Below are 23,772 nucleotides of genomic sequence, written 5' to 3' on the forward strand. Positions count from 1 at the left end.
GTACAGGGCCGACGGTATCGCTGTAATGGTAGCCACACAGGATGTGACGGCCATCTGTTATGGCGGCATAGTAAACGGCCATTACCGCCAAGATTCAAGTCAACTTGTGCGTCACCTCATACTTTATGGCCATCTACCCCCGTTTTTGCGCCGATTACCCCGAGATTCCCTCGAGATAACCTGCCCATCCCCGGGGATTTTTGTGATAATCCCGCCTTCAATCATAGAAAGAGGTCATGACGATGGGATTTGATACCAGCGGACTACTCCCCTTAAGCGATGCCCTGCAAGGGATGCTGGAACAACTCGCCTGCTGCTGCGACAGCGAGCAACTCCCCCTGCCAGCGGCCCTTGGCCGGGTTCTTGCCAGCGACATCGCCTCTCCCCTCGCCGTGCCCCCCTTCGACAACTCCGCTATGGACGGTTATGCCGTGCGCCTTTCGGATCTCACTGCTGGCACCCCGCTCATCATGGCGGGCAAAGCGTTTGCCGGTCAGCCCTATCAGGGCGAGTGGCCCGCCGGCCACTGCGTGCGGATCATGACCGGCGCCCCGGTCCCCGCAGGCACAGATGCGGTGGTAATGCAGGAAGAAACGCAGGCCGACGGCGATCGGATCACTTTTCTGGCACAACCCGAACCGGGCCAGAACATCCGCCGCGCCGGCAGCGATATCGGCAAGGGCGCCTGCGTGCTGCCAGCCGGTACTCGCCTCACCCCAAGAGAGATGCCACTGCTGGCCTCCCTTGGCGTGGCTTCCGTCGCGGTGCGCCGACCGCTGAAAGTGGCCATCTTCAGCACCGGCGACGAGCTCAAACCGGTCGGTACCCCGCTTGCCCACGGCGATATCTATGACTCCAACCGCTACGGCGTGCGGGCCATGCTGGCGCGCATGGGCTGCGACTGCCTCGACCTTGGCATCATCCCCGACGACCCGGCCCAGCTACGCGCTGCCTTTATCCGCGCCGACGAAGAGGCCGATGTACTCATCACTACCGGCGGCGTCTCGGTGGGGGAAGCGGATTTCACCAAACAGCTGCTGGACGAGCTCGGCGAGATTGGCTTCTGGAAGCTGGCCATCAAGCCGGGCAAGCCGTTTGCCTTCGGTCGTCTGCCCCGCGCCTGGTTCTTCGGCCTGCCGGGCAACCCCGTCTCCGCCATGGTCACCTTCGACCAGCTGGTGCAACCGGCGCTGGCCAAGCTGGCGGGCCAGCAGTTCGAGCGCCCGCTCCAGCTGCAAGCCATTGCGGCCGAGCCACTCAAAAAGAGCCCGGGCCGACTCGACTTCCAACGCGGCATCCTGAGTCAGGGACCAAACGGCCTCGAGGTGCGCAGCACCGGCTCGCAGGACTCCGCTGTGTTCAGCTCCCTGTCGCGAGCCAACTGCTACATCGTTCTTGAGCGCGAGCGGGGCCGCGTCGCAGCGGGCGAGACGGTGACCGTGGAGCCATTCGGGGGATTGCTGCTGTGAGCGAGATCCTGAGCGACGCCGAACTGCTGCGCTACAACCGCCAGATCATCCTCAAATCCTTCGATTTCGAGGGACAGGAGGCGCTCAAGCAGGCCCGTGTGCTGGTGATCGGCGCCGGTGGCCTTGGTTGCGCCGCCAGCCAGTATCTGGCGGTGGCCGGGGTTGGCCAGCTCACCCTGGTCGATTTCGACAAGGTGGAGCTCTCCAACCTGCAGCGTCAGGTGCTGCACAACGATGAGCGCATTGGTCACTACAAAGTAGACTCAGCAGCGCAATCGCTGCGTGCCCTCAATCCCTGGCTCAACGTGGAGACCCACGCTGCCGTGGCCGATGAGGCGCTGCTCGATACCCAGCTGCCCCGACATCAGCTGGTGCTCGATTGCACCGACAACCTGGCCATTCGCAACCTGCTGAATCAAAAGGCACGCCAGCACAGGGTGCCGCTGGTCAGTGGCGCCGCAATCCGGCTGGAGGGACAGCTATGCAGCTTCACCTGGCAGGAAGATGAACCCTGCTACGCCTGCCTCAGCGCCCTGTTTGGCGAGCAGGCTCTCACCTGTGTCGAGGCGGGAGTGCTCGCCCCCGTGGTGGGGCTGGTGGGCAGCCTGCAAGCACTGGAAGCTATCAAACTCTTGGCAGGCATGGGCAAAAGCTACAGCGGCCGCCTGCTGATGATCGACGGCCTAAGCGGCACCTTCCGCGAGATGAAGCTGCCCAAGCGTCCCGACTGCCCCGTCTGCTCCCATCCTTGACGCAAACGGGATCAAAAAAGCCGAACCCTGTGGTTCGGCTTTTTGGTACCTGCACCTAACAGCCCCTTCCTCAATGGGTCGTGAGGATCCGTTGCAACAGGTGATTAAAGCCCGAGGGGTCTTCCGCAGGCCAGGCGTGGTGGCCGTTGGGGGTGTGGATGGTGGCGTTGGGCAAGGCGGCAAACTGCTCTACCCGTTTGGCCAGCGGCAGGTAGTCGTGACTGGTGGAGATGATGGCCACCGGCTGCCAGATGGCGCCGAGCCGGGCGCGTACCGACCAGCCGGGTAACGCCTCCAGCAGCGCCTTGTAGGTTTTCTTTTTATTGCGCACGAAACGCAGCCGGAAGGTGTGGCGCACCTGTGCCAGATCCGGGCCCGGGAAGAGCTCGCGTCCCAGCCACCAGGCGAGCGGGCGCATACCGAACCAGCGCAGCCACTTGAGGCGCTGGGCGTAACGCTCCTGCTCTTTGGGGCTCTCCAGCAGAAACTCGCTAAAACCGTTGACCAGCACCAGTCCCTGCACCTTGTGGGGCAGTTGCAGTGCCAGCTCCAGCGCGACCATGGCCCCCAGCGACAATCCCACCACCCAGGCGGGTTCTGGCTGTGCATCGAGCCAGTTCACCACATCGGCTGCCAGGGTCGCCACATCGAACGGCCCCTCCTGCATGCTCTGGCCGTGGCCGCGCAAGTCCAGCGCTACCACCCGGTAGTGTTCGGAAAACCGTTCGATCTGCGCCTGCCAGTCGAGGCTCGAGGAGCCCAGCCCATGCAGCAGCAACAGCAAGGGGCCCTCTCCCGCACTGCGCAGGGCAAGACCATTGAATTTCATCACCTGATTGCGGCGCATCAGTGTATTGCCTCTCGATTCATCACCTGAACCATCTCTTGTTGTTATGTCACCGTGGTTATCCTGCCACGGCACGGCGCCCAATCAGCCTTCGCTGACCAGACTCACCGCCTTGATATAAGCGTAGATCTGCTGCTCCGGCGACAGCGCCAGCCGCCTGGCGGAGCGGCTGGTGATCCGGGCCAGCAGTATCTGCTCACCCAGCGCCAACTGCAACAGGGTCTGGCCGGGGCGCACCTCGCGCACCGCCAGCAGACGGGTGACGAGACAGTTGGAGAGACTGGAGTGCTCGATGGGTGCCGTGGCAATCACCACATCGCGCCCCGCCACCTTGATCTGCAAGGGGCTGCTCTCGTCCGGCACCTGGGTCATGGTGACCCGCAGTCGCTGCTCACCGAGTTGCAGGGTCGCCATCTGCTCGTCGTCATCATAGTGGGCCAAGGTGGCATTCAGCATCACCCCGGCATCGTCACGGCTGGCGAGCGAGAGATCGGTTCGGGCGAAGATCTCGCTCGGCCGACCTTGCGCCTCGACCCTGCCACTTTCCAGCAACACCAGCTGATCGCAGAGCAGGCTCACCTCCTCCATGGCGTGGCTGACGAAGATCATCGGGATACCGCTCTCCTGCTGCAAGCCCTTGAGCACATGGGCCTGATGGATGCGGCTGCGCCGATCGAGCGCCGAGAAAGGCTCATCGAGCAGTAGCAGATCGGGTTCGGCCAGCAGCGCCCGCCCCAATGCCACCCGCTGGCGTTGCCCACCCGACAAAGCATGGGCAGGCTGCCCCAGCAACTCGGCAAAACCGAGCCGAGCCGCCAGCGCTTCGGGCTGCCAGCGCCCTCGCCCCTTGCGGGCCGCCAGTTGCAGATTGCCGAGCACCGTCAGATGGGGGAAGAGGCGCGAGTCCTGAAACACCAGTCCGATCCGGCGCGCTTCGGGCAGCAGTTGAGCATACTCCCGAGCGAGCCACCGCAAGCGATCCCCGCTTTGGCGATCGAGCCCGGCGATGATGCGCAGCAGGGTGCTCTTGCCGCAGCCGGAGGGGCCGAACAGGCCGAGGATCCCCCCCAGTTCGAGGGTCAGTGCGCAGTCGAGGGTAAAAGGGCCAAACTCGCGTCGGGCATGGAGGTTCAGGGCATGGCGGTGCGGCACGTTCACAGGCGGCATAGTGGCGGGCTGGTTCATCCAAACACTCTCCGCTGTCTGCGCTGCAACACACCATAGACCAGCACCAGCATCACCAGCGAGAAGGCCATCAGGCCGCCCGCCAGAATATGGGCGTTCTGATAGTCCATCGCCTCCACATGATCAAACAGGGCGATGGAGAGCACCTGGGTTTCGCCGGGGATATTGCCGCCAATCATCAGCACCACGCCAAACTCCCCCAATGTATGGGCAAAGCCGAGGGCCGCCGCCATCACAAAGCTCGGCAGGGTCATCGGCAAGATGATGTGGAAGAAGCGTTCCAGCGGGCCGAGCCCCAAAGTAGCGGCGGCCTCCAATTCCTTGTTGCCCATGTTGACGAAGGCGGAGGTGAGCGGCTGCACTACGAACGGCAGCGAATAGAGGATGGAGGCAAACAGCAGGCCGAGAAAGCTGAAGGCAAGAGGGGTACCAAAGGTGTCGCGCCACCAGGCGCCGAAGCCATATTCAGGGGAGAAGGCGAGCAGCAGATAAAAACCCAGCACTGTGGGGGGCAGCACCAGCGGCAGCGCCACCAGCGCCTCCACCAGCGGCCGCAGCCGATTCTGACTGCGCGACAGCCACCAGGCCAGCGGCGGAGCCAGCAACAGCAAAATCGCTGTGGTACTGGCCGCAAGCTTCAGGGTGAGCCAGACCGCCAGCAGATCCCCTTCACTCATTGCCGACCTCCCGGTTGATAAATGCCTCCAACGGCATGGTATCCATCCTTATTGCAAAGAGTGGCCGACCCGAAGGCCTACCACTCAGAGTATTACGTCAGCCCTATCCCTTATTGGGGCAAGGCATAACCCGCTGCCTTGATCTGCGCCTGACCCGGCCCCTTGAGCCAGGCCACCAGCGCCTCGACCGCACTCCCTTTCTTCAATACCAGCCCCTGCTGTTCGATGGGGGGATAGAGGTCAGCCGGTACGGCCCAGGCTTCGCCAGTCTTGCCCGCTTCCACAAGATTGGCCCAGGCGACAAAGCCCAGTTCGGCATTGCCGGTGTCGACAAATTGCCAGGTCTGGCCGATGTTGGCGCCGGTCAGCAGCCGGTACTGCTTGGGATCGATCTTGAGATGGGTGAGAGTCGCCATGGCGGCAGCACCATAGGGTGCGGTGCGGGCATTGGCGATGGCGAGGTTGCCTTTCCAGCTACGCAGGGTCGCCTCGTCAGGGGCCGGCCCCCCCTTCTTCCACAGCCCCAGCTGGCCAATGGCGTAGGTGAAGCGATCGCTCCCCTTGCGCTCTTTTTCCAGCTTCTCGGGGGTCGCCGCATCGGCGGAGAGGAAGAGATCGAACGGTGCGCCGTGACTGATCTGGGTGTAGAGCACCCCGGTGGCGGCAGACGAGATGGTCAGGGTGTGGCCGGTCTTGGCGGTGAACTCCTTGCCGATACGCTCTATGGTGCCCTTGAAGTTGGCCGCCACGGCCACTTTCACTTCATCGGCCTGCACGGCACCGGTATGCAAGGTGGCGGCGCAGACGCCTGCGATGACAACAGATAACAGCGGTTTCATTCCCTTTCTCCTGATGGGGCCCGCACATCCGCGCCCCTTGGCGGGGCTGTGGTTCCCGTTGAACCTGCGCCCCTCGTGATGAACAGGTCAGGCTTGCCAGCGGGCAGCGGCGGCGTTGTCGCGATCAAGTGCCTCGACCCAGCGTTGCACACCCTCGGCGGTCAGCTCTTTTTTCCAGAACGGCGCCCGGGTTTTCAAGAAATCCATGATGAAGTGACAGGCATCAAAGGCAGCGTCGCGGTGGGCACTGCTCACCGCCACCAGCACAATCTGATCGCCAAGCCACAGCTCGCCGATACGATGAATGAGGGTACACTCCTGCAGCGGCCAGCGGCGGCGGGCCTCCTGCACGATATCGGCCAGCGCCTTCTCGGTCATACCGGGGTAGTGCTCGAGGGCCAGCCCCTTCACCTCCTCCCCCTGATTGAAGTCGCGAACCTTGCCAACGAAGGTGACGATAGCGCCACTGTCGGGGCGGGTGGCGAGGCGGGCATATTCGTCCGCCAGCGAGAAATCCTCCCGCTGCACCAGAATGCGATCTGTGATGGTGGCGTCGCTCATCCTCAACCTCCGGTCGTTACTGAAGGGAGAGGGAAGAAGGCCACTTCGTCAACACTGCTCAGCTCAGTGGTGTGATCCGCTGTCATTATCTCGCTCATCCTTAACCTCCGGTCACCGGCGGGAAGAAGGCCACCTCATCGCCATCGTTGATGGGGGTATCGAGGGGCACCAGGGTCTGATTGACCGCCACCAGCAGTTTGCCCGCCTCGAGGGCGAGCGCCCACTTGTCGCCGCGCTCACAGAGCGCCGCGCGCAGTTGTTCGGCAGTGGCGTAGTCGCACGGCAGGCTCAGCTCATCGCAGGCCACCAGCTCTCTTACTTGCGCAAAAAAGAGTACCTTGATCATGCTTGCTCCCCGCTATTTGACCCCAGCTGAAAATGGCCGGACTTGCCGCCCTTTTTCTCTACCAGCCGCACCTGTTCGATCACCATGTCCTTTTGCACCGCCTTGCACATGTCGTAGATGGTCAGCGCCGCTACCGACGCGGCGGTCAGCGCTTCCATCTCGACACCAGTCTTGCCGGAGAGCTTGCAGAGGGTGCGGATATGCACCTTTTGCTGCTCGGGCAGCGGCACTATCTCCACCTCGACTTTGGTCAAGGCCAGCGGATGGCAGAGTGGGATAAGATCGGAGGTCTTCTTGGCGGCCATGATGCCGGCGATGCGGGCGGTGGCGAACACGTCCCCCTTGTGGTGCTGGCCGCTCAGGATCAGCGCCAGCGTCTCGGGGGCCATGGCAACAAACGCCTCGGCACGGGCTTCGCGCTCGGTCACCTGCTTGTCGGTCACATCCACCATATGGGCTTCACCGCTCTGGTTCAGATGCGTCAGGTTGGGCTGGGTCTGCTTGGTATCGGTCTGGTTCATCACTTGCTCTCAGAGGTGGGAGACAAAGTTGCACGGCTTGGTGCGGGCATCGAGCTGATCGCGGATCAGTTGCTCCCAACCCAGCTGGCAAGCGCCGGTGGAGCCGGGCAGGCAGCAGATCAGGGTGCGATTGGCGAGTCCCGCCAGCGCACGGCTCTGCATGGCGGAGCCTTTAATCTCGGCAAAAGAGAGTTGACGGAACATCTCGCCAAAACCCTGTACGGTGCGCTCGAACAGCACACCGACCGCTTCCGGCACCCGGTTCTGTTCGTTGAAGCCGGTACCGCCGTTAATCAGTACCACCTGCACCCCCTCATCGGCGATCCACTCGCTCACCCGCGCGCGGATGCGAAACAGGTTGTCCGGGCAGAGCGCCCGATCGGCCAGCTGATGGCCCGCGTCGGTAAGGGCCGAGACCAGATAGTCGCCCGAGCTGTCATCGGCGGCGGTGCGGCTGTCGGAGACCGTCAGCACGGCGATCTTGAGGGGAATAAATGCGTTGTGTTTCTGTCCCATCGGGCAGCTCCTTGTGGCTATGGGCCGTCAACGAGGCAGGAAGAGAAGGGGTATGAGAGGCCAGCTGTCAGGGCGCAAAAACGGACGCAGACAGGGGTGACCAACTTGCTCAAGCGTGTGACGGCGGGCTGATTCTATCAAAGGTTTCACGAGATATGGGATTTAAAAGACACACAAATCTGATGCTTGTCCCATATATGAACAAAACGCAGGCCGGGCAAACCCGGCCTGTCGTCGCAGGATCAGAACCCTTTCACCCCGGTCATGTCGGGCAGCTGGTGAGCTATCCCCTTGTGACAGTCGATGCAGGTACTTTCACCACTGGCCAGATTGGTAGAGTGCATCTTGGCGGCACGCTGCCCCTGCAGGGAGAAGTCCATGTACTCGAAGTTGTGGCAGTTGCGGCACTCGCGCGAATCAGTCTCTTTCATCCGCTGCCACTCCCGCTCCGCCATCTCGCGTCGGTGTGACTCGAACTTCTCGCGGGTATCCACCTTGCCGGTGATCATGCCCCACAGCTCCTTGGAAGCCTGCACTTTGCGGATGATCTTGTAGGTCCACTCATGGGGTACGTGACAATCCGGGCAGCTGGCCCGCACACCGGAGCGGTTGGCGTAGTGGATGGTATCGCGATACTCCTCGAACACGTTGTCCTTCATCTCGTGACAGCTGGTGCAGAAGGCCTCGGTGTTGGATGCTTCCATGGCGGTGTTGAAGCCACCCCAGAAAATCACGCCACCGAAGAAGCCCATCAGCAGGATGACCCAGAGAGCCGCCTTCGATGGTGACTTGAAGGTGGTCCACAGACGCTGGATAAAGCCGGGTAATTTCATCTATGGATTCCTCAGTTCAGCGCTTCAACCGGTTTAAAGGTATTTTCCACCAGCGGCTTGGCATCTGCTTGCGGTACATGGCACTGCAGGCAGAAGTAGCGACGCGGCGACACTTCACCCAGGGTCAGGCCGTCGCGGGTCTCGAAGTGAGTCGGACTGATCTTGGGGGCCTTCATGGCGCTGGCATTCTTGAAGCTGTGGCAAGCCAGGCACTTGTTGACCTTGGTGTCCACCTCATAGTTGCGAATGTCGTGGGGGATCAGCGGCGGCTGATGCATGTACTGGCGATCGTAGGGCGCGCCATCCTTGCGGAAGTTTTTCAGGGGCGCGGCGGTGGCATCGGTCACCAGATCGGTGGCGCCACGCTCGGACTTGAGGCCACCGGTACTGTTGGTGATCTCGGGGGCCGCTGCCATCAAGGATCCCGCCATCAGGCAGGCCAGCATTGCTCCAATCAGCTTTTTCATTATTTGTTCTCCGACGTTTTTTCTGCCTTGACGGCAAAACCTACAGTGATTTCAAAAACTTGCTCCGCGCAGACATCGATGCAGCGGCCACAGTTGGTACACTCCTGAGCCGCAATCAAGGGCCCGTGACCGCGCTTGGCACCGTGAACAGGCCCGCGCAGGATGGGACGTTCCGGGCAGACCGCATAACAATCCATGCAGTTGTTGCACCGCTCGCGCCCCTTGGCAGAAATCTTGATAAATCCGACCCGGTTGACCAGGGCATAGAAGGCCCCCACCGGACAGAGATGACCGCACCAACCCCGCTCAACCACGAAAAGATCGAACAGGAACAGCGCCACCAGCAGGGCCCAGCCCGCCCCCATGCCAAACAGCAGACCGCGCATGGCGAGCGACACCGGATTGACCAGCTCCCACGCCATCACCCCGACCACCGCAGGCACCACCAGCACCATGACCAGCAGCCAGTAGCGGGTCGCACGGCTGAACTGGCCATTGCCCTTGAGGCCAAGTCGCCCCCTTAGCCAGGCTGCGGCATCCGTGATGAGGTTGACCGGACAGACCCAGGAGCAGAACACTCGTCCCCCCACCAGCCAGTAGCCGGCCAGCACAATGGCAGCCCCCAGCCAGAGAGTGGTGATGGGCCAGTGACCCGCCGCCAGCGACTGCAACAGCGTGAGGGGATCGGTCAGCGGCACCGTCTCCAGCAACAGCGAGCTGGAGAGGTTGCCCTTGAGGATCCAGATACCCGCCAACGGCCCCAGCAAAAACAGCCCGAGCACGCTGAACTGACTCAGCCGACGCAGCAGCAGGAAGCGATGGGAACGCCACCACCCCAGCTTGATGCGCGCCTCTTCCCCCGGATAACGACTCATAACCCCTCCGGTTTGCGGGTGGGCAGGGTGAGCCTGTCGCCGATGAGCGACTTGTTCCCCGCCTTGGCCTTCTCTTCCCAGCCGAGCCGGTAGTGATGACCCAGCTCACCTTTGGCGAGCTGGCGTGGCACCACCTTGATGGCCGCTTCCTCCAGCACGCAGGCATGCTCGCACTTGCCACAGCCGGTACAGACATCGCTGTGTACCGTGGGCAGGAACATGGCGTGTTTGCCGGTACGCTGGTTATGCTGCAGCTCAAGAGTGATCGCCTTGTCAATCAACGGGCAGACCCGATAACAGACATCGCAGCGCAGCCCCAGATAGTTGAGACAGGTCTCGTGATCGATGAGCACTGCTACCCCCATCCGGGCCTGATCGATGTCGGTCATCTGCTGATCCAGCGCCCCGCTCGGGCAGGCCACCACGCAAGGGATGTCATCACACATCTCGCAGGGCACGGCACGCGCCTTGAAATAGGGGGTGCCGGTGGTCACAGGGTCAAACAGCCGGGCGAGCTTGAGGGTGTCGTAGGGGCAGGCCTCAACGCAGAGCCCGCAACGCACGCAGGCGCCGAGAAACTCTGCTTCATCGAGGGCGGCAGGCGGGCGCAGCGCCTGGGCAGGCACAGCTTGCGCCTGCTGGCGGGCCATGCCACCTAGCCCCACGCCAAGCAGGCCCACACCGCAGGCCCCCTTGGCCATGTCGGCCAGAAACTGGCGACGACTACGACTCATCTCGCACTCCCCCGCCTTAAGCCTTCATCACCTTGACGGCGCACTTCTTGTAATCGGTCTCTTTCGAGAGCGGATCGGTGGCGTCCAGGGTCAGCTTGTTGACCAGCTGGCTCGCATCAAAGAAGGGCATGAAGACCAGTCCTTTCGGCGGACGGTTGCGACCACGAGTCTCGACACGGGTCTTCACCTCGCCACGGCGGGAGGAGACGATCACCTCTTCACCACGACGCACGCCGCGGGCCTTGGCATCGTCCGGGTGCATGAAGAGCACCGCATCCGGAAAGGCGCGATAGAGTTCGGGCACCCGACGGGTCATGGTGCCGGTGTGCCAGTGCTCCAGCACGCGACCGGTGGAGAGCCACAGATCGTACTCTTTATCCGGCGACTCGGCGGCGGGCTCGAACGGCAGGGCGAAGATGACCGCCTTGCCATCGGGCTTGCCATAAAAACGTACCCCCTCGCCCGCTTTCACATAGGGGTCGAACCCTTCACGGTAGCGCCACAGGGTCTCTTTGCCATCTACCACAGGCCAGCGCAGACCACGGGCTTCGTGGTACTGATCGAACGGAGCCAGATCGTGACCGTGGCCACGACCGAAGGTGGCGTACTCTTCGAACAAGCCTTTCTGGACGTAGAACCCGAAGTGCTCGGCCTCGTCGTTCAGCAGACCTTTGCTCTGCTCTTTCGGGAACTGGTTGACCTGACCGTTGGCATAGAGCACGTCGAACAGGGTTTTGCCCTTCACTTCCGGCATCTTGGCAATCAGCTCAGCCGGCCACACTTCCTCAACCTTGAAGCGCTTGGAGAACTCCATCAGCTGCCACAAGTCGGACTTGGCCCCTTCCGGCGCTTTCACCTGCTGGTGCCAGAACTGGGTGCGGCGCTCGGCGTTGCCATAGGCCCCCTCTTTCTCCACCCACATGGCGGTCGGCAGGATGAGATCAGCGGCCTGGGCAGTGACGGTCGGGTACGGGTCGGAGACCACGATGAAGTTGCGCGGATCGCGATAGCCAGGCAGGCGATCGGTATTCATGTTGGGGCCGGCCTGCATGTTGTTGTTACACATCACCCAGTAGGCGTTGAGCTTGCCATCTTTGAGCATGCGATCCTGCAGCACGGCGTGGAAACCCACCTTGTCGGGAATGGTCCCCTCCGGCAGTTTCCAGATCTTCTCGGCAATGGCGCGGTGTTTGGGCTCGGTCACCACCATGTCGGCAGGCAGACGGTGGGCAAAGGTACCCACTTCACGCGCAGTGCCACAGGCAGAGGGCTGGCCGGTCAGTGAGAAAGGACCATTACCCGGCTCGGAGATCTTGCCGGTCAGCAGGTGGATGTTGTAGCAGAGGTTGTTGGCCCAGACGCCACGGGTATGCTGGTTGAAACCCATGGTCCAGTAGGAGACCACCTTCTTGCCCGGGTCGGCATAGAGCTTGGCCAGCTTTTCCAGCTTCTCTTTGGAGACGCCGGAGAGCTTGGAGACCGACTCCACATCGTAATCCGCCACGAACTTGGCAAACTCCTCGAAGGTCATCGGCGTGGCATCGCCGCTGTCCGGGTTCTTCGCTTTCTGCTGCAGCGGATCGGTCGGGCGCAGGCCGTAACCGATATCGGTGACCCCCTTCTTGAACACGGTGTGCTTGTTGACGAAGTCCCAGTTCACCTTGTCGTTCTGGATGATGTAGTTGGCGACATAGTTGAGGATCGCCAGGTCGGTCTGCGGGGTAAACACCATGCCGTTGTCCGCCAGCTCGAAGCTGCGGTGCTCGAAGGTCGAGAGCACATGCACCTGCACATCCGGGTTGGAGAGACGGCGATCGGACATCCGCGACCAGAGGATGGGGTGCATCTCGGCCATGTTGGAGCCCCACAGCACGAACGCATCGGCCTGCTCGATATCGTCATAGCAGCCCATCGGTTCGTCCATGCCGAAGGTACGCATGAAGCCGACGACCGCAGAGGCCATGCAATGGCGGGCATTGGGGTCGATGTTGTTGGAGCGGAAACCGGCCTTCATCAGCTTGGCGGCAGCGTAACCTTCCCAGACGGTCCACTGGCCGGAGCCGAACATGCCGACGGCGGTCGGCCCCTTCTCTTTCAGGGTCGCCTTGAACTTCTCGGCCATGACGTCGAACGCCTGATCCCAGCTGATGGGGGCAAAGTCGCCATCCTTGTCGAACTGGCCGTTCTTCATCCGCAGCATCGGCTGGGTCAGGCGATCCTGGCCATACATGATCTTGGAGAGGAAGTAACCCTTGATGCAGTTGAGGCCACGGTTGACCGGCGCATCGGGGTCGCCCTGAGTCGCCACGACCCGACCATCCTGAGAGCCCACCAGCACGGAGCAGCCGGTACCGCAGAAGCGGCAGGGAGCCTTATCCCAATGGATGGCAGTCTTGTCGGTACTGGTGATGAGATTGGCTGCCAGCGTGGGGGCACTGACACCGGCCACGGCAGCGGCAGCTGCCACCGCGTTGGCCTTCATAAAGTCGCGTCGACTCAGCTTCATGGCATATCCTCACATTGCTTATCGCGTAATAGTTGTCGAATCTGTCGAACGGGAGCCAGCCATCAGCGGCAGAGGGCACGCCCGGCATCCCATCACTCTTTTCAGTGACCGCCCAGTTCATCGAACTGGTGGTAAATCAGGGCGGCAGAGAGCACACCCGGCATCGCCTGTATCGCATCAATGGCCGCCATGATCGGCCGCTGGCTCGGACCTTCCAGGGTCACGACCAGCTTGCCCTCGTCACTGACGGCGTGGATCTCGGCCCCTTCAAGGGCGCCAATCTGCTCGGCGAGCTGATGGCGCAAGGGGGGCTGGGTCAGCACCACCAGACTCGATACATGGAACTCCTGATCCATTGTGGCTTCTGTGTCACACGGCTTCTGACTCATTCTGACTCCTGCTTGAGGGTGGACTGGCTCGTAACACCGGATGGGGCGGCTCGCCCATCGACCTTGATGCTGCCAACCGGACAATCCTGCACGCAGGCGCCGCAGCCATTACAGCGATCCGGCTCGACCGTCGGGGTGGGCACACGCCCCAGCACCGGAATAAAGCGAATGGCATTGGGCTCGCAGCTGTCCTGACAGCGCTGGCAAAACACCTGACCATTGGCCAGACAGTTGGCCTCGATATGGGCCTTGTAGTGCCAGGGGGACTCGCTGGTCGGGCGAAACAGCGGCACCTTGCAGACCGTGACGCACTCGGTGCAGAAGGTGCATTCGCCACGCTGGAAATCGACCACCGGAAAACCGCCCTCGCCATTCACCAGGATCTGCTCCGGACAGGCGGCCAGACAGTCCCCGCAGCGGGTACAGTCGGCGACAAATGCCGACCAGTTGACTGACCAGGGCAACTGCACCGGCGGTTCGGCGGTTCTCAGCCGCCCCCGGAACAGGCCGCGGCGGGCAAGATCGATCTCATCCGGCATGTTGACTCCTGTTCTGGTGAAAAAGGGGACAGTGCGAGTCCATGATTGGCATTCTTGATACCAATTATAAGAGTGGGTGTATATTGCGGCCCTGACAAGGTAAGGGATATACCACCAGGGAGATAAACAGGGGGGATTCTTGCGCCAGATCAAAGCCTTGCAGCGCAATAAAAATGGAGGTATCGGTTAAAATACCTCCATGTGAGGATTGCTATTTAATCGTTGGCGATTTTTTGCGGTTATCCGCCGATCGAGGCGAGATGAGGGGTGATACCGGCATTGCCCTCATGGAGACGATGGGTAGCACTCTTGCCCGCCAGTGCCGCGCGAATGCGCTGTTGCAGCTCATCGGATTGTGCATCTGCGCCGAGCAGATCCCGCAAGTCGATGCCGTTGTCGCCAAACAGGCACAGATGCAGCTTCCCCAGCGAGGAGACCCGCAGCCGGTTGCAACCGGCACAGAAATCCTTGCTGTAGGGCATGATGAGCCCCACCCCACCTTGCGAATCGGGGTGCATAAAGACCTGCGCCGGACCGTCATCCGTGCCCCGCAACTGCTGCACCCAGCCGCTCTCCAGCAAGCGCTGTTTGATCTGTTCACCGCTGACATGGTGGTCACGAAACAGGGTATCCATCTCGCCGGTCTGCATCAGCTCGATAAAGCGCAGCTCGATAGGCTTGTGCCTGATCCAGCCCAGAAAGGCATCGAGCTGGTAGTCGTTGAGCCCCTTGAGCAGCACCGCATTGATCTTCACCGATTTGAAACCGGCGGCCAGTGCTGCTTCGATCCCCTCCATCACTTCGGCCAGCTTGTTCTCGCCGGTGATCTGGTGAAACTGGCGCGGGTCGAGACTGTCGACACTGACATTCAGCGCGTTGAGTCCGGCATCAAACCACTCCTGAGCCCGCTCCTTGAGGCGATAGCCGTTGGTGGTCATGGCGACCTTCTCGATGCCCGGGGTGGTGGCAATCACCTTGACGATCTCGGTGAAATCGCGGCGCAGGGAGGGCTCGCCCCCCGTGATGCGCACCTTGCGGGTGCCCATGGCGGCAAAACCGCTGACCACGCGGCGGATCTCGTCAATCGAGAGAAAGGGTTGACGCCCCGCTTTGTGACCTTCCGGGGGGCGATAGCCGTCAGGCAGGCAATAGGTGCAACGGAAATTGCACACATCGGTCACTGACAGACGCAAATAGTAAAAACGACGGGAAAAACCATCTTCAAGTGGCAACATAAACACCTTTCCAAATACGGGAGGCCAGGGCATTTCTTTCCTGACCCTTACAGCTCGAACGTCGGCTGACGGCTGGTTTTCCCCTATCGCTAGGACTTAGGCAAAACCGCTCGGAGTTCATCTAGTTTTTCGATGCTAACACAAGTTGGAGTACACTCCCACGCATCTTGCGGGGTCCTTATCACTATTCAGAGGTGCGCATCAGTATGGGAAAACGGTTCAGGGTCCATTCGGTCAGCAGTGCCATTGGCCGCGCCATGGTGTTGATCCTCTTCATGGCCAGCCTGATCGCGCTGGTCGCCATGGTCACCCTCTTCTACTCGGTACCCGATGCCAAGGCGATCAACCTCTCCGGTTCGCTGCGGATGCAAGCCTACCGGATGGCCTACGAAATCGAGCGGGGCGACAGCGTGCTGGGGCGCCTCTCCCAGTTTGAAGAGACCCTGCACGCCGAAGAGCTGCAGGAGACCCAGCGCTGGATCACTCCTGCCTCCCTGCGTCGCACCTATGGCGAGGTGCTCGGCCAGTGGCAGGTAATGCGTCAGCACATCGAGGATCGTACCCCCAGACGGTACACCGATAACACCGAGCAGTTTGTGGCGGCCATCGACAATTTCGTCAATCAGATGCAGTACCACGTGGAATTCAAGGTGCGGATGCTGGCACTGGCAGAGGGGCTCGGCCTGCTGGCCATCATCACCATCGCCTGGTTCACGGTGCGCTTCACCCGCCAGCAGGTGGTCGCCCCCCTCAACCAGCTGGTCTACTGCGCCCGCCAGATCCAGCGGCAGGATTTCGATCTTCAGCTGCCCGCCCACGGCGAAAACGAGCTGGGGGAGCTGTCGCGCGCCTTCGTTACCATGGCGGACGAGCTGGGCAAGCTCTATCGGGAGCTTGAGAACAAGGTGGAAGAGAAAACCGCCAAGCTGCAACAGGCCAACGACACCCTCTCGTTTCTCTACTCGACCGCCCAGAAGCTGCATGCCGCCCCGCTCAGCACCCGTACCCTCATCAAACTGCTGGACCGCGCTGCCGCCCACCAGCATATCGACCATATCCGGCTGACCCGCTTCGAACACAACGCCATGCCGGTCTACATCTCGGGGCGCACCGGCTGGCCCGGCGATCTCGATGCGGTCGCCAGCTTCTATCTGCAGATGGATGAGCAGGAGTTCGGCCGCCTCGACATCATCAGCCAACACCCCATCGATGAGCGGTTGATTAAAAACTTCACCATGCTGCTGGCTCAGGTGCTGCACAAAGACCAGACCCTGCTGCAACAGCAGCGACTGCTGTTGATGGAGGAGCGGGCGGTGATCGCCCGCGAGCTGCACGACTCGCTGGCGCAGGCCCTCTCTTATCTCAAGATCCAGTCCACCCTGCTCAAGCGCTCTTACGCCAAGGGGCAGCATGACAAGGCGCAGGAGGCGATGCAGCAGATCGACGAGGGGCTTAGCAATGCCTATACACAGTTGCGCGAACTGCTCGGTACCTTCCGTCTCACCATTGGCGATGCCAATCTGGGGGAAGCGATCCGCGTCATGCTTGATCAACTGCAACCTCAGACCCAGGCCGAAATCCGGTTCCATTACGGACTGGCCGACAACGACCTGGAGGCGGGCCAGCATATCCACATTTTGCAGCTGATCCGTGAGGCAGTGCTCAATGCCATCAAACATGCAAACGCGCAAGTGATTGATGTTAGCTGTGAGACCCTCGCCAGTGGTAACATTGAGGTTCAGATTTCAGATGACGGTGTCGGGATCGGACTCGCCAGCTCGGCGATCAACCATTACGGTTTGAGCATCATGAACGAGCGCGCCAGCAAACTGCACGGTCTGCTGACCATCAACGAGCAGCAACCACAAGGCACCTGCGTGCATCTGACCTTTCCCACCAGTCTAGCGAGAGACGCCTGATGGACGAGATGAAATACACAGTTCTGGTCGTAGATGACCATCCCCTCATGCGCAAAGGGATTGTGCAGTTGCTGGCTCTGGAAGAGAACATGGAGGTGACCGGTGAAGCCTCCAACGGCACAGATGCCGTGGCGCTGGCCAAAGAGTCCGAGCCGGACCTGATCCTGCTCGACCTCAATATGAAGGGGCTCTCCGGCCTCGATACCCTCAAGGCGCTGCGGGCCGAAGAGATCACCTCCCGGGTGGTGATCCTCACCGTCTCCGATGCCCGTCAGGATGTGGTGGCTTTGCTCAAGGCGGGTGCCGACGGCTACCTGCTCAAGGATACCGAGCCTGATCTGCTGCTGGCCCAGCTGGCCGACGTGATGACCGGCAAGCAGATCCTGAGCGAACCGCTGCGCCCCTATCTCGAAAACATCTACGAGCTGGATCACCTGCAGCAGAAGCTGGAAAGCTTAACGCGTCGCGAAATGCAAATCCTGCGCGAAATTGCAAAAGGCCTCTCCAACAAACAGGTCGCCTCGGTACTCCATATCTCCGAGGGAACGGTCAAGGTTCACGTGAAGAGCCTGCTGAAGAAACTCGAGGCGCAAAGCCGCGTGGAAGCGGCTGTCATGTATCTGGAGCAGCGCAACTAAGCGCCCTCAACCTCCCGAAAAGCCACCCTCCGGTGGCTTTTTTCATTCTCTGGCACAGTCGCTGCATTGTCATATTCAGCAACTACTCAATGGAGGATGGAACATGAAACTACAACCTTTGGCACTGTTCCCCTTGCCTTCCCACATACTGCCGGGCGGCAAGCTTCCTCTGCGTCTGTTCGAGCCACGCCACCTGCAGATGCTCAAGGAGTCATTCATTAACGATCAGGGCTTTGGCATCGTGATGGAAGAGTCGACCACCTCGGGACAATCCGGCCGCATTCTGCCGGTGGGCACCCGGGTCAAGGTGACTGACTTCTACACCCTCAATGATGGCCTGCTGGGGGTGACGGTGCTGGGACTGGAGCGCTTCTGCATCCACGAGATGGAAACAGACGAGATGGGCCTGCGCCGGGCCAAGGTGGAGATGCTGCCCAACTGGCCGAGCACCCACTCAGATTTCAACGACAAGCTGCTGGTCAATCGCCTGCGGGAAGTGTTCGAGCAGTATCCGGAGCTTGATGAGCTCTATCCGGACAAGCGCTTTGAAGATGCCGCCTGGCTCTGCCAACGCTGGCTCGAGATATTGCCGATGCCGATTTATGAAAAGCAGATGCTGATTGCCAAACAAAACAGCGAAGCAGCCCGTAAATTCCTGCATCGCCTGATTTCACAATGACAAAAACAGCGTTGCAAAATGCAATTATTCCAACAATGAAAATGTGAAATTCGCATTTTGCGAGTAAGTAGGAACGCAAAACGCCATAACAAGAGAGAGCCGCTGCGCTAAACGGCCAAAATTGAACACAAAAGAGTCCCAAAAAAGTTGGCACAGATTTTTCATATAGATTGATACAACCCGATTTATCCCGTGCTCTCTTCAGTATTTGCTGAAGAACTGGTCAACCCACAAAGTTGACCATTTTTTTTATCCGCGCGTCGGCAACCGCTGACCAAAGTGACGCTGCAAACACTCTCTCAGCCGTGACAAGGTGATAGGCTTGGCGAGAAAGTCATCCATCCCCTGCGCCAGACAGCACGCCTTGTCCTCCGCCATCGCATTGGCTGTCAGGGCGACGATAGGCATGGTGCATCCCAACTCACGCAAGCGTCGGGTGGCTTCCAGTCCGTCCATCAGGGGCATCCGCATATCCATCAGGATCAGATCCGGGAGCTGCTCATCCACCTGCGCCAGCGCCTCCAGACCATTGGCTGCGAGCCGTACCTTGCCCACCAGTTTTTGCAGCATCAGCGACACCACCAACTGATTCACCGGGCTGTCCTCCACCACCAGCACATCCAGTGGCAGCAGTGCCGAAGCCCCCTCCTCCCGCTGCGGCTGGCTATGGCAGGGTAGCGCCATGCCGGGCAGTTCGAACCAGAAACAGCTTCCCTTGCCCGGCTCGCTCTTCAGGTGGATCTCTCCCCCCATAAGCGTCACCAGACGCTTGCTGATGGCAAGACCGAGGCCGGTACCGGAAAAACGCCGGGTGGCCGAGTTGTCGACCTGGGAGAAGGGTTCAAACAGCAGCGCCTGATCCGCATCAGCGATCCCGATCCCGGTGTCGGAGACCGAGATCAGCAGCTTCTCATCCTGCCAACCCAGATGCAGTGTCACCTGCCCCTGTTCGGTAAATTTGAGGGCGTTGTCCAGCAGATTGCCCATCACCTGAGACAGACGCATCGGATCCCCCTGCAACTCCCGTGGCACAGACTCATCGACCCGATAAACCAGCGCGATCCCCTTGGCGGTCGCGCGAGCTTGCAGCGGCTCGACCAGGGATTGGCAAAGCTGGACGGGTTGCAGGGTCTCGCAGTGAAACACCAGGGTTTGCGACTCGATTTTCGAAAAATCGAGCACGTCGTCGATGATGGTTTGCAGCAATCTGGCCGAGTGGGTGGCATGGCGCAGCAGGCTCTGTTGCTCCGGCGCCAGCTCGGCATGCTGCACCAGATCGAGCATCCCCAAAACCGCATTCATGGGCGAGCGGATCTCGTGGGTCATCATGGCGAGAAACTGGGACTTGGCACGGTTGGCCGCTTCGGCCTCATCCCGTGCCCGCGCCAGCTCCTCCTCACGGCGGATCTGGTTGCTGATATCCCGGGCAGTGCCACGATAACCGATAAACTGGACATCATGGTCAAAACAGGGCTCGGCGCTCACCTCCATCCAGCAGGGGCCGTGTTGCAGCGCAACCTGCATCCGCACCCCTCGCACCGGCTGGCGCAGCGCCAAAAGCTGCAGGTATTTCTGGGCATCGCAGCTCTGCTTGTTGCAGACGTAGTCATAGAGGGTCGGCCGGGTCGCCTGCGGGGTCATCTCATCCAGATAACCCGGCTCTGAGGCATAACTGAGGCGATGCTCTGCATCTGTCTCCCAGAACCAGTCAGAAGCCATGGCGGCGAAGCTGCGAAAACGGCGTTCGCTCGCCTGCAGCGCCTCAGTTTTTACCGCAACCTGCTCCTGCAAGCGGGCCCGATAGGTGATGTTGACCAGCGCCTGGGCGATAAGCGGACGGCAACGCTCCATGGCGGCCTTGCTGGTGAGATCGAAAGTGCCCGCCCGAGCGTGGCGGCAGATGAGGGTGGCGGTAAAACCGGGGGCCTGCAGCCCGGTCAGCATCACGCTGGCCCAGCCCGGCTCACTCGCCAGCGGCGCAAGCTCAGGGAGCTGGGCTGGATCGTAAATCACCAGAGTTTCACCCGAGATGGCGCGGGCAAATGCCGGGGTCATGCGCCAACTGCGGGCTGATAGCATTGGCTCGGTACTGAGGTGGGTACTTCCCTGCTCCCCTTCCCAGGCCACCACATCGGCGTGCTCAAAGCCGATAAAGGGTTTGAGCACCTGGATAAGGCTCTCCAGCACCTGCTCCAGCGTCTTGGCATCGGCGAGGGTGGCAACGCCCCCCAGCAGAGTCTGGGACTCGTGACGATACTTGGCCTCGCGCTCGCGGCAACGCATAAGGTCGACCAGCGTGGTCTGCAATTTGTCGCCGAGGGCTTCCAGTTCACTGTTGCCAATCATCTTGTTGCCTGCTCTGTTATGTTCTGCCGACTCAACGGGTCAGGAAAATCACGCTCGATACCATCAGGTTGCCGTGAGCCAGCTCGCCATTGGGCAACCGCCCCTGCTCGCCGAAGGTAAAGGGGGTGATAAAGGGGATCTTGCCGAGGCGAGCCTGGCTCTGCTCGACAAATTGGCACAACATATCACCTAGCGCCAAACGGCAACCAGCACAAAAGATGATGAGCGCGCCGATAGGCTGCAATTCCACATCGACCCCATACCCTGGCTCGACGCGCATGGCATTGAGGCTGCGCTGCAGCAACCCTTCCTGACTGCTGTACATCAACAGCAGACGCTCCCCTTGCACCACATCGGTAAAGAGCCGTAGCCCGCCCTGTTCGGTCACCGCTTCAGGATGGGAGAGTTTGTAGTAAGGAATGCCATCCAGCGCTCCCACCTGACGAGCCAGCGGGGTGAGCGTGGTCTCCCGCAAAATCGCCCCCACCGGCCAGGGCTGCTCGCGACCGCACCAGCGGGCATAGACCTCGGCAGCAGGCTGGTGATCGATGGTGAGTATCTCCCGCCCGTTGCAGGCTGTGATCTCGCCACTGAATTCGGCAGGCACATAACCGGAGTGAAACTGAAAAGCCAGCTGGCAATCGGGATAGAGCACCGCCAGACCGATGCCATCCTGACTCACCGCCTCATCCCAGCAGAGTTGCCAGTCACCGCTGACGCTGTTATCTGCCGCGGACCCACCGACAATCGGCACCGAGGCACCGAGTTCTGCCTCGATTCCGGCCAGCAGCCCCTCTTCCTTGCCGGGACTGGCGTGAAACAGGATCAGCTGGGGCAGCTCGCCCGGTCGACCACAGTCGCTCATGGCTCGGCGCAGCAACTGCCGCACATCCACCCCGTCACCGCAGGCACCGGCCACCCCGAATGCCCCTTTCTCATCGTACAGGGCAGCAACGGCCAGCCCATATCCGTCTCGGGCGTGGTGTCCCATCTCGGTCATGACGCCACCGCAAGAGCTGCACCCCAGCAGACGGGTCGTCGGGAACTGGCATTTGAGTACTTCGCGCAGTATCGCCCCCTCATGGGCTTGGGTAAAATAGAGTAACAGCAGGGAGGGGGCCTGATCGGCATGGTGGCGCAGCTGCGCGCAGATATCTTGGGCCGCCAGCGATGAATTCTGGGCGAGGGAGTGAACGGTCAGAAATTTCAACACCATCTCCTTGTTTTATCGAATGGCTGCCTCAAGCAAAAATCATACCTTTATCAAACAATTATCTCGCTTCGCTTGCTAACATAGCGGTCAACTGAGACCAATAACAGGACGCCCATATGTGGCAAAAAAACATCAATGACTTCGATCGGGTCGTTGCCATCGGTGGTGGCCATGGCATGGGACGAGTGCTTTCGTCCCTCTCGTTTCTCGGTCAACGGCTCACCGGCATCGTCGCCACCACAGATGATGGTGGCTCGACCGGACGCCTGCGCAAGAGTCAGGAGTGCATCGCCTGGGGCGATCTGCGCAACTGCCTGAACCAGCTGGTCACCGATCCCAGCATCGGCAGCCTGTTGTTCGAATACCGCTTTGCCGGCAAAGGCGAGCTGGCGGGCCACAACCTTGGCAACCTGATGCTGCTGGCGCTCGATAATCTCTGTGTCCGTCCTCTTGATGCTATCAAGCTGATCAGTGACATGCTCAAAATAGAGTCACAATTGCTACCCATGTCTGAATTTCCCACCGATCTCTGCGCCCATATGGAGTGTGGCACCCAGATCCTGGGAGAGGTATCCATCGATCAACTGGCAACACCGCCCCTCTCCCTCGGCCTGATGCCGGAGGTGCAAGCGACCCGGGAAGCGGTGCTGGCATTGCAGCAGGCGGACATGATCATTCTGGGGCCGGGCAGTTTCCTCACCTCCATCATGCCGCCACTGCTGCTGGCCGAGATCGCACAGGCCATCAACGAGAGCAGCGCCATGCTGGTTTTCGTCTGCAATCTGGTAGCGGAAAACGGCCCTGCCAGCCAGCTGGATCTGATGAGTCAGTGTCGCTGGCTGGAGTCCCGGGTCGGTCAGGGTCGGCTGGATGCCATCCTGGCCCCACAAGGCGCGGGTGATACGGGGGACTGGCAAGGGCGTGTGATCGAAGCCGAGCTGGGCGAGCTTGAGCTGCCCCATCGGCACGATCGGTTGAAGCTGAAACTGGCGCTGGACCGGATCATCCAGCAACTGCTCAACCAGCGTTAGGCAACGGTCACGGCGCCCCGGCATCCCTGCATGGCGCCGTTACTGATAATCGGCAAGAAACGCGAGCACCTGGGGCAAGGAGGCCTCCAGCAGTTGCAACTGGCGCTCTGCCTCGGCCACATCGGCCTGCTTGCTGGCCATCTCCAGCGCCATCACCTGCTGATAACTCGGTATGGCGCCATAGCTGCCACAGGATGATTTCATGCTGTGCGCCACCCGAGCCAGCGCCTCCCACTCTCCCTGTTCATAGAGGGGTCTGAGCTGACTCAGCTGCTCGCCCACCTCTTCAATAAAGACTGCGATGACCACGGGCAGCATATCCGGACCGATATCCTCTGCCAGCTGCTGCAACACCTTGCGATCCACCCACTCCATGCGAGGCTCCTCCTGAACAGTATTCAAACAGACCATACTATAGATAGTTTTCGATGTCGTGGCTCACGGCCAGGCAGTGATGAAGCACCCGATTGGATGGCTCAGGGAATAAAGTGGCAAAAAATGTGATCGGTATCGAAATAGCGATGCTGAAACGCCCGTCAAGACAACAACTTGATTGCCACAAATTAACAATTGATCAACACTCAATGCCGTCAGAGTGATGATGCTCAGCAACACCTCTCATCCCTTTTGCCTTTTATGGCTGCTGCGAAGAACC

25 protein-coding genes and 1 riboswitch are annotated in these 23,772 nt (G+C 60.7%); of the genes, 6 read left to right on the forward strand and 19 right to left on the reverse strand.

All coding sequences use genetic code 11. The annotated features are described in order from the left end of the window. The first annotated feature begins 242 nt into the window (after window positions 1-242). Both moeA and moeB read left to right on the forward strand, forming a co-directional pair. The gene (gene moeA, locus ACTG2G_RS04245) at window positions 243-1,469 is read left to right on the forward strand and encodes a molybdopterin molybdotransferase MoeA (RefSeq protein WP_439985887.1); all 1,227 of its coding nucleotides are present in this window, start codon (window positions 243-245) and stop codon (window positions 1,467-1,469) included. Then, window positions 1,466-2,221 (forward strand): molybdopterin-synthase adenylyltransferase MoeB, encoded by a 756-nt coding sequence (moeB, locus tag ACTG2G_RS04250; protein ID WP_439985208.1) that lies wholly within the window; start codon window positions 1,466-1,468, stop codon window positions 2,219-2,221. Before moeA ends, moeB begins: the two co-directional genes overlap by 4 nt. 70 nt (window positions 2,222-2,291) lie before the next feature. Here the strand turns inward: moeB and ACTG2G_RS04255 are convergent, their stop codons facing one another. The 16 genes from ACTG2G_RS04255 to moaA form a co-directional block, all read right to left on the reverse strand. After that, complete coding sequence (locus ACTG2G_RS04255) at window positions 2,292-3,068, reverse strand: alpha/beta fold hydrolase (RefSeq protein WP_162517520.1); 777 nt, start codon at window positions 3,066-3,068, stop codon at window positions 2,292-2,294. Between the two features lie 84 nt (window positions 3,069-3,152). Next, window positions 3,153-4,253: a molybdenum ABC transporter ATP-binding protein gene (modC, locus tag ACTG2G_RS04260; RefSeq protein WP_421386228.1), complete on the reverse strand. Its 1,101-nt coding sequence runs from the start codon at window positions 4,251-4,253 to the stop codon at window positions 3,153-3,155. Then, entirely contained in the window at window positions 4,250-4,930 is a 681-nt protein-coding gene (gene modB / locus ACTG2G_RS04265; protein WP_139746750.1) for a molybdate ABC transporter permease subunit, read from the reverse strand. Before modB ends, modC begins: the two co-directional genes overlap by 4 nt. A gap of 110 nt (window positions 4,931-5,040) precedes the next feature. Continuing rightward, window positions 5,041-5,769, reverse strand: a complete 729-nt coding sequence (gene modA / locus ACTG2G_RS04270; protein WP_421386227.1) for a molybdate ABC transporter substrate-binding protein — start codon at window positions 5,767-5,769, stop codon at window positions 5,041-5,043. An 87-nt stretch (window positions 5,770-5,856) separates the two neighbouring features. Next, window positions 5,857-6,330 (reverse strand): molybdopterin synthase catalytic subunit MoaE, encoded by a 474-nt coding sequence (gene moaE, locus ACTG2G_RS04275; RefSeq protein WP_421386226.1) that lies wholly within the window; start codon window positions 6,328-6,330, stop codon window positions 5,857-5,859. A 100-nt stretch (window positions 6,331-6,430) separates the two neighbouring features. Continuing rightward, window positions 6,431-6,676, reverse strand: coding sequence for a molybdopterin synthase sulfur carrier subunit (gene moaD / locus ACTG2G_RS04280; protein WP_005353453.1), 246 nt, complete (start codon window positions 6,674-6,676; stop codon window positions 6,431-6,433). After that, on the reverse strand, window positions 6,673-7,197 hold the full coding sequence (gene moaC / locus ACTG2G_RS04285; RefSeq protein ID WP_429204007.1) for a cyclic pyranopterin monophosphate synthase MoaC: 525 nt from the start codon (window positions 7,195-7,197) through the stop codon (window positions 6,673-6,675). Before moaC ends, moaD begins: the two co-directional genes overlap by 4 nt. 9 nt (window positions 7,198-7,206) lie before the next feature. After that, entirely contained in the window at window positions 7,207-7,713 is a 507-nt protein-coding gene (gene moaB, locus ACTG2G_RS04290; RefSeq protein ID WP_005344126.1) for a molybdenum cofactor biosynthesis protein B, read from the reverse strand. A 242-nt stretch (window positions 7,714-7,955) separates the two neighbouring features. Continuing rightward, window positions 7,956-8,546 (reverse strand): cytochrome c3 family protein, encoded by a 591-nt coding sequence (locus tag ACTG2G_RS04295; protein ID WP_005353459.1) that lies wholly within the window; start codon window positions 8,544-8,546, stop codon window positions 7,956-7,958. Window positions 8,547-8,557: 11 nt separating this feature from the next. Continuing rightward, a complete protein-coding gene (locus ACTG2G_RS04300; RefSeq protein ID WP_005334452.1) occupies window positions 8,558-9,013 on the reverse strand; it encodes a nitrate reductase cytochrome c-type subunit in 456 nt (151 codons plus the stop codon). Next, entirely contained in the window at window positions 9,013-9,888 is an 876-nt protein-coding gene (napH, locus tag ACTG2G_RS04305) for a quinol dehydrogenase ferredoxin subunit NapH (RefSeq protein ID WP_429204005.1), read from the reverse strand. Before napH ends, ACTG2G_RS04300 begins: the two co-directional genes overlap by 1 nt. Continuing rightward, window positions 9,885-10,622 carry a ferredoxin-type protein NapG gene (gene napG, locus ACTG2G_RS04310; protein ID WP_201995906.1) on the reverse strand — a complete coding sequence of 246 codons (738 nt, stop codon included), beginning with the start codon at window positions 10,620-10,622 and terminating at the stop codon, window positions 9,885-9,887. Before napG ends, napH begins: the two co-directional genes overlap by 4 nt. Before the next feature lie 16 nt (window positions 10,623-10,638). Further along, a complete protein-coding gene (napA, locus tag ACTG2G_RS04315; protein WP_429204003.1) occupies window positions 10,639-13,128 on the reverse strand; it encodes a nitrate reductase catalytic subunit NapA in 2,490 nt (829 codons plus the stop codon). A gap of 101 nt (window positions 13,129-13,229) precedes the next feature. Continuing rightward, window positions 13,230-13,484 carry a chaperone NapD gene (locus ACTG2G_RS04320; RefSeq protein WP_031227438.1) on the reverse strand — a complete coding sequence of 85 codons (255 nt, stop codon included), beginning with the start codon at window positions 13,482-13,484 and terminating at the stop codon, window positions 13,230-13,232. A gap of 29 nt (window positions 13,485-13,513) precedes the next feature. Further along, window positions 13,514-14,056, reverse strand: coding sequence for a ferredoxin-type protein NapF (gene napF, locus ACTG2G_RS04325; protein WP_139410607.1), 543 nt, complete (start codon window positions 14,054-14,056; stop codon window positions 13,514-13,516). Window positions 14,057-14,295: 239 nt separating this feature from the next. Beyond that, window positions 14,296-15,291: a GTP 3',8-cyclase MoaA gene (gene moaA / locus ACTG2G_RS04330; RefSeq protein ID WP_041202018.1), complete on the reverse strand. Its 996-nt coding sequence runs from the start codon at window positions 15,289-15,291 to the stop codon at window positions 14,296-14,298. Then, window positions 15,279-15,419: riboswitch (molybdenum cofactor riboswitch) on the reverse strand. (Overlaps the previous gene by 13 nt.) 78 nt (window positions 15,420-15,497) lie before the next feature. Here moaA and narQ point away from each other — a divergent pair. The 3 genes from narQ to ACTG2G_RS04345 all read left to right on the forward strand — a co-directional run bounded on the left by narQ (window position 15,498) and on the right by ACTG2G_RS04345 (window position 18,527). Further along, window positions 15,498-17,210 carry a nitrate/nitrite two-component system sensor histidine kinase NarQ gene (gene narQ / locus ACTG2G_RS04335; RefSeq protein ID WP_100653336.1) on the forward strand — a complete coding sequence of 571 codons (1,713 nt, stop codon included), beginning with the start codon at window positions 15,498-15,500 and terminating at the stop codon, window positions 17,208-17,210. Continuing rightward, the gene (narL, locus tag ACTG2G_RS04340; RefSeq protein ID WP_005334471.1) at window positions 17,210-17,848 is read left to right on the forward strand and encodes a two-component system response regulator NarL; all 639 of its coding nucleotides are present in this window, start codon (window positions 17,210-17,212) and stop codon (window positions 17,846-17,848) included. Before narQ ends, narL begins: the two co-directional genes overlap by 1 nt. 103 nt (window positions 17,849-17,951) lie before the next feature. Further along, a complete protein-coding gene (locus ACTG2G_RS04345; protein ID WP_005334473.1) occupies window positions 17,952-18,527 on the forward strand; it encodes an LON peptidase substrate-binding domain-containing protein in 576 nt (191 codons plus the stop codon). 249 nt (window positions 18,528-18,776) lie between these two features. On the opposite strand, the gene ACTG2G_RS04350 is transcribed toward ACTG2G_RS04345, so the two are convergent. Both ACTG2G_RS04350 and ACTG2G_RS04355 read right to left on the reverse strand, forming a co-directional pair. Then, a complete protein-coding gene (locus ACTG2G_RS04350) occupies window positions 18,777-20,873 on the reverse strand; it encodes an ATP-binding protein (protein ID WP_429204000.1) in 2,097 nt (698 codons plus the stop codon). Window positions 20,874-20,904: 31 nt separating this feature from the next. Then, the gene (locus ACTG2G_RS04355) at window positions 20,905-22,089 is read right to left on the reverse strand and encodes an FIST signal transduction protein (RefSeq protein ID WP_429203998.1); all 1,185 of its coding nucleotides are present in this window, start codon (window positions 22,087-22,089) and stop codon (window positions 20,905-20,907) included. Between the two features lie 113 nt (window positions 22,090-22,202). Between ACTG2G_RS04355 and ACTG2G_RS04360 the strand changes: the two genes are divergently transcribed. After that, window positions 22,203-23,117 (forward strand): gluconeogenesis factor YvcK family protein, encoded by a 915-nt coding sequence (locus ACTG2G_RS04360; RefSeq protein ID WP_421347870.1) that lies wholly within the window; start codon window positions 22,203-22,205, stop codon window positions 23,115-23,117. A 39-nt stretch (window positions 23,118-23,156) separates the two neighbouring features. On the opposite strand, the gene ACTG2G_RS04365 is transcribed toward ACTG2G_RS04360, so the two are convergent. Further along, window positions 23,157-23,492: an Hpt domain-containing protein gene (locus tag ACTG2G_RS04365; protein ID WP_019446543.1), complete on the reverse strand. Its 336-nt coding sequence runs from the start codon at window positions 23,490-23,492 to the stop codon at window positions 23,157-23,159. Between the last annotated feature and the right edge of the window lie 280 nt (window positions 23,493-23,772).

The sequence above is a fragment of the Aeromonas sp. 55A genome (genome assembly GCF_051919665.1).
In the GTDB taxonomy this organism is placed as follows: Bacteria; Pseudomonadota; Gammaproteobacteria; order Enterobacterales; family Aeromonadaceae; genus Aeromonas; species Aeromonas veronii.

Coding starts and splice junctions, on each gene's coding strand:
- moeA (WP_439985887.1), top strand. CDS start 243: ATGGGATTTGATACCAGCGGACTACTCCCCTTAAGCGATGCCCTGCAA.
- ACTG2G_RS04255 (WP_162517520.1), bottom strand. CDS start 3,068: ATGCGCCGCAATCAGGTGATGAAATTCAATGGTCTTGCCCTGCGCAGT.
- modC (WP_421386228.1), bottom strand. CDS start 4,253: ATGAACCAGCCCGCCACTATGCCGCCTGTGAACGTGCCGCACCGCCAT.
- modB (WP_139746750.1), bottom strand. CDS start 4,930: ATGAGTGAAGGGGATCTGCTGGCGGTCTGGCTCACCCTGAAGCTTGCG.
- modA (WP_421386227.1), bottom strand. CDS start 5,769: ATGAAACCGCTGTTATCTGTTGTCATCGCAGGCGTCTGCGCCGCCACC.
- moaE (WP_421386226.1), bottom strand. CDS start 6,330: ATGAGCGACGCCACCATCACAGATCGCATTCTGGTGCAGCGGGAGGAT.
- moaD (WP_005353453.1), bottom strand. CDS start 6,676: ATGATCAAGGTACTCTTTTTTGCGCAAGTAAGAGAGCTGGTGGCCTGC.
- moaC (WP_429204007.1), bottom strand. CDS start 7,197: ATGAACCAGACCGATACCAAGCAGACCCAGCCCAACCTGACGCATCTG.
- moaB (WP_005344126.1), bottom strand. CDS start 7,713: ATGGGACAGAAACACAACGCATTTATTCCCCTCAAGATCGCCGTGCTG.
- ACTG2G_RS04295 (WP_005353459.1), bottom strand. CDS start 8,546: ATGAAATTACCCGGCTTTATCCAGCGTCTGTGGACCACCTTCAAGTCA.
- ACTG2G_RS04300 (WP_005334452.1), bottom strand. CDS start 9,013: ATGAAAAAGCTGATTGGAGCAATGCTGGCCTGCCTGATGGCGGGATCC.
- napH (WP_429204005.1), bottom strand. CDS start 9,888: ATGAGTCGTTATCCGGGGGAAGAGGCGCGCATCAAGCTGGGGTGGTGG.
- napG (WP_201995906.1), bottom strand. CDS start 10,622: ATGAGTCGTAGTCGTCGCCAGTTTCTGGCCGACATGGCCAAGGGGGCC.
- napA (WP_429204003.1), bottom strand. CDS start 13,128: ATGAAGCTGAGTCGACGCGACTTTATGAAGGCCAACGCGGTGGCAGCT.
- ACTG2G_RS04320 (WP_031227438.1), bottom strand. CDS start 13,484: ATGGATCAGGAGTTCCATGTATCGAGTCTGGTGGTGCTGACCCAGCCC.
- napF (WP_139410607.1), bottom strand. CDS start 14,056: ATGCCGGATGAGATCGATCTTGCCCGCCGCGGCCTGTTCCGGGGGCGG.
- moaA (WP_041202018.1), bottom strand. CDS start 15,291: ATGTTGCCACTTGAAGATGGTTTTTCCCGTCGTTTTTACTATTTGCGT.
- narQ (WP_100653336.1), top strand. CDS start 15,498: ATGGGAAAACGGTTCAGGGTCCATTCGGTCAGCAGTGCCATTGGCCGC.
- narL (WP_005334471.1), top strand. CDS start 17,210: ATGGACGAGATGAAATACACAGTTCTGGTCGTAGATGACCATCCCCTC.
- ACTG2G_RS04345 (WP_005334473.1), top strand. CDS start 17,952: ATGAAACTACAACCTTTGGCACTGTTCCCCTTGCCTTCCCACATACTG.
- ACTG2G_RS04350 (WP_429204000.1), bottom strand. CDS start 20,873: ATGATTGGCAACAGTGAACTGGAAGCCCTCGGCGACAAATTGCAGACC.
- ACTG2G_RS04355 (WP_429203998.1), bottom strand. CDS start 22,089: ATGGTGTTGAAATTTCTGACCGTTCACTCCCTCGCCCAGAATTCATCG.
- ACTG2G_RS04360 (WP_421347870.1), top strand. CDS start 22,203: ATGTGGCAAAAAAACATCAATGACTTCGATCGGGTCGTTGCCATCGGT.
- ACTG2G_RS04365 (WP_019446543.1), bottom strand. CDS start 23,492: ATGGAGTGGGTGGATCGCAAGGTGTTGCAGCAGCTGGCAGAGGATATC.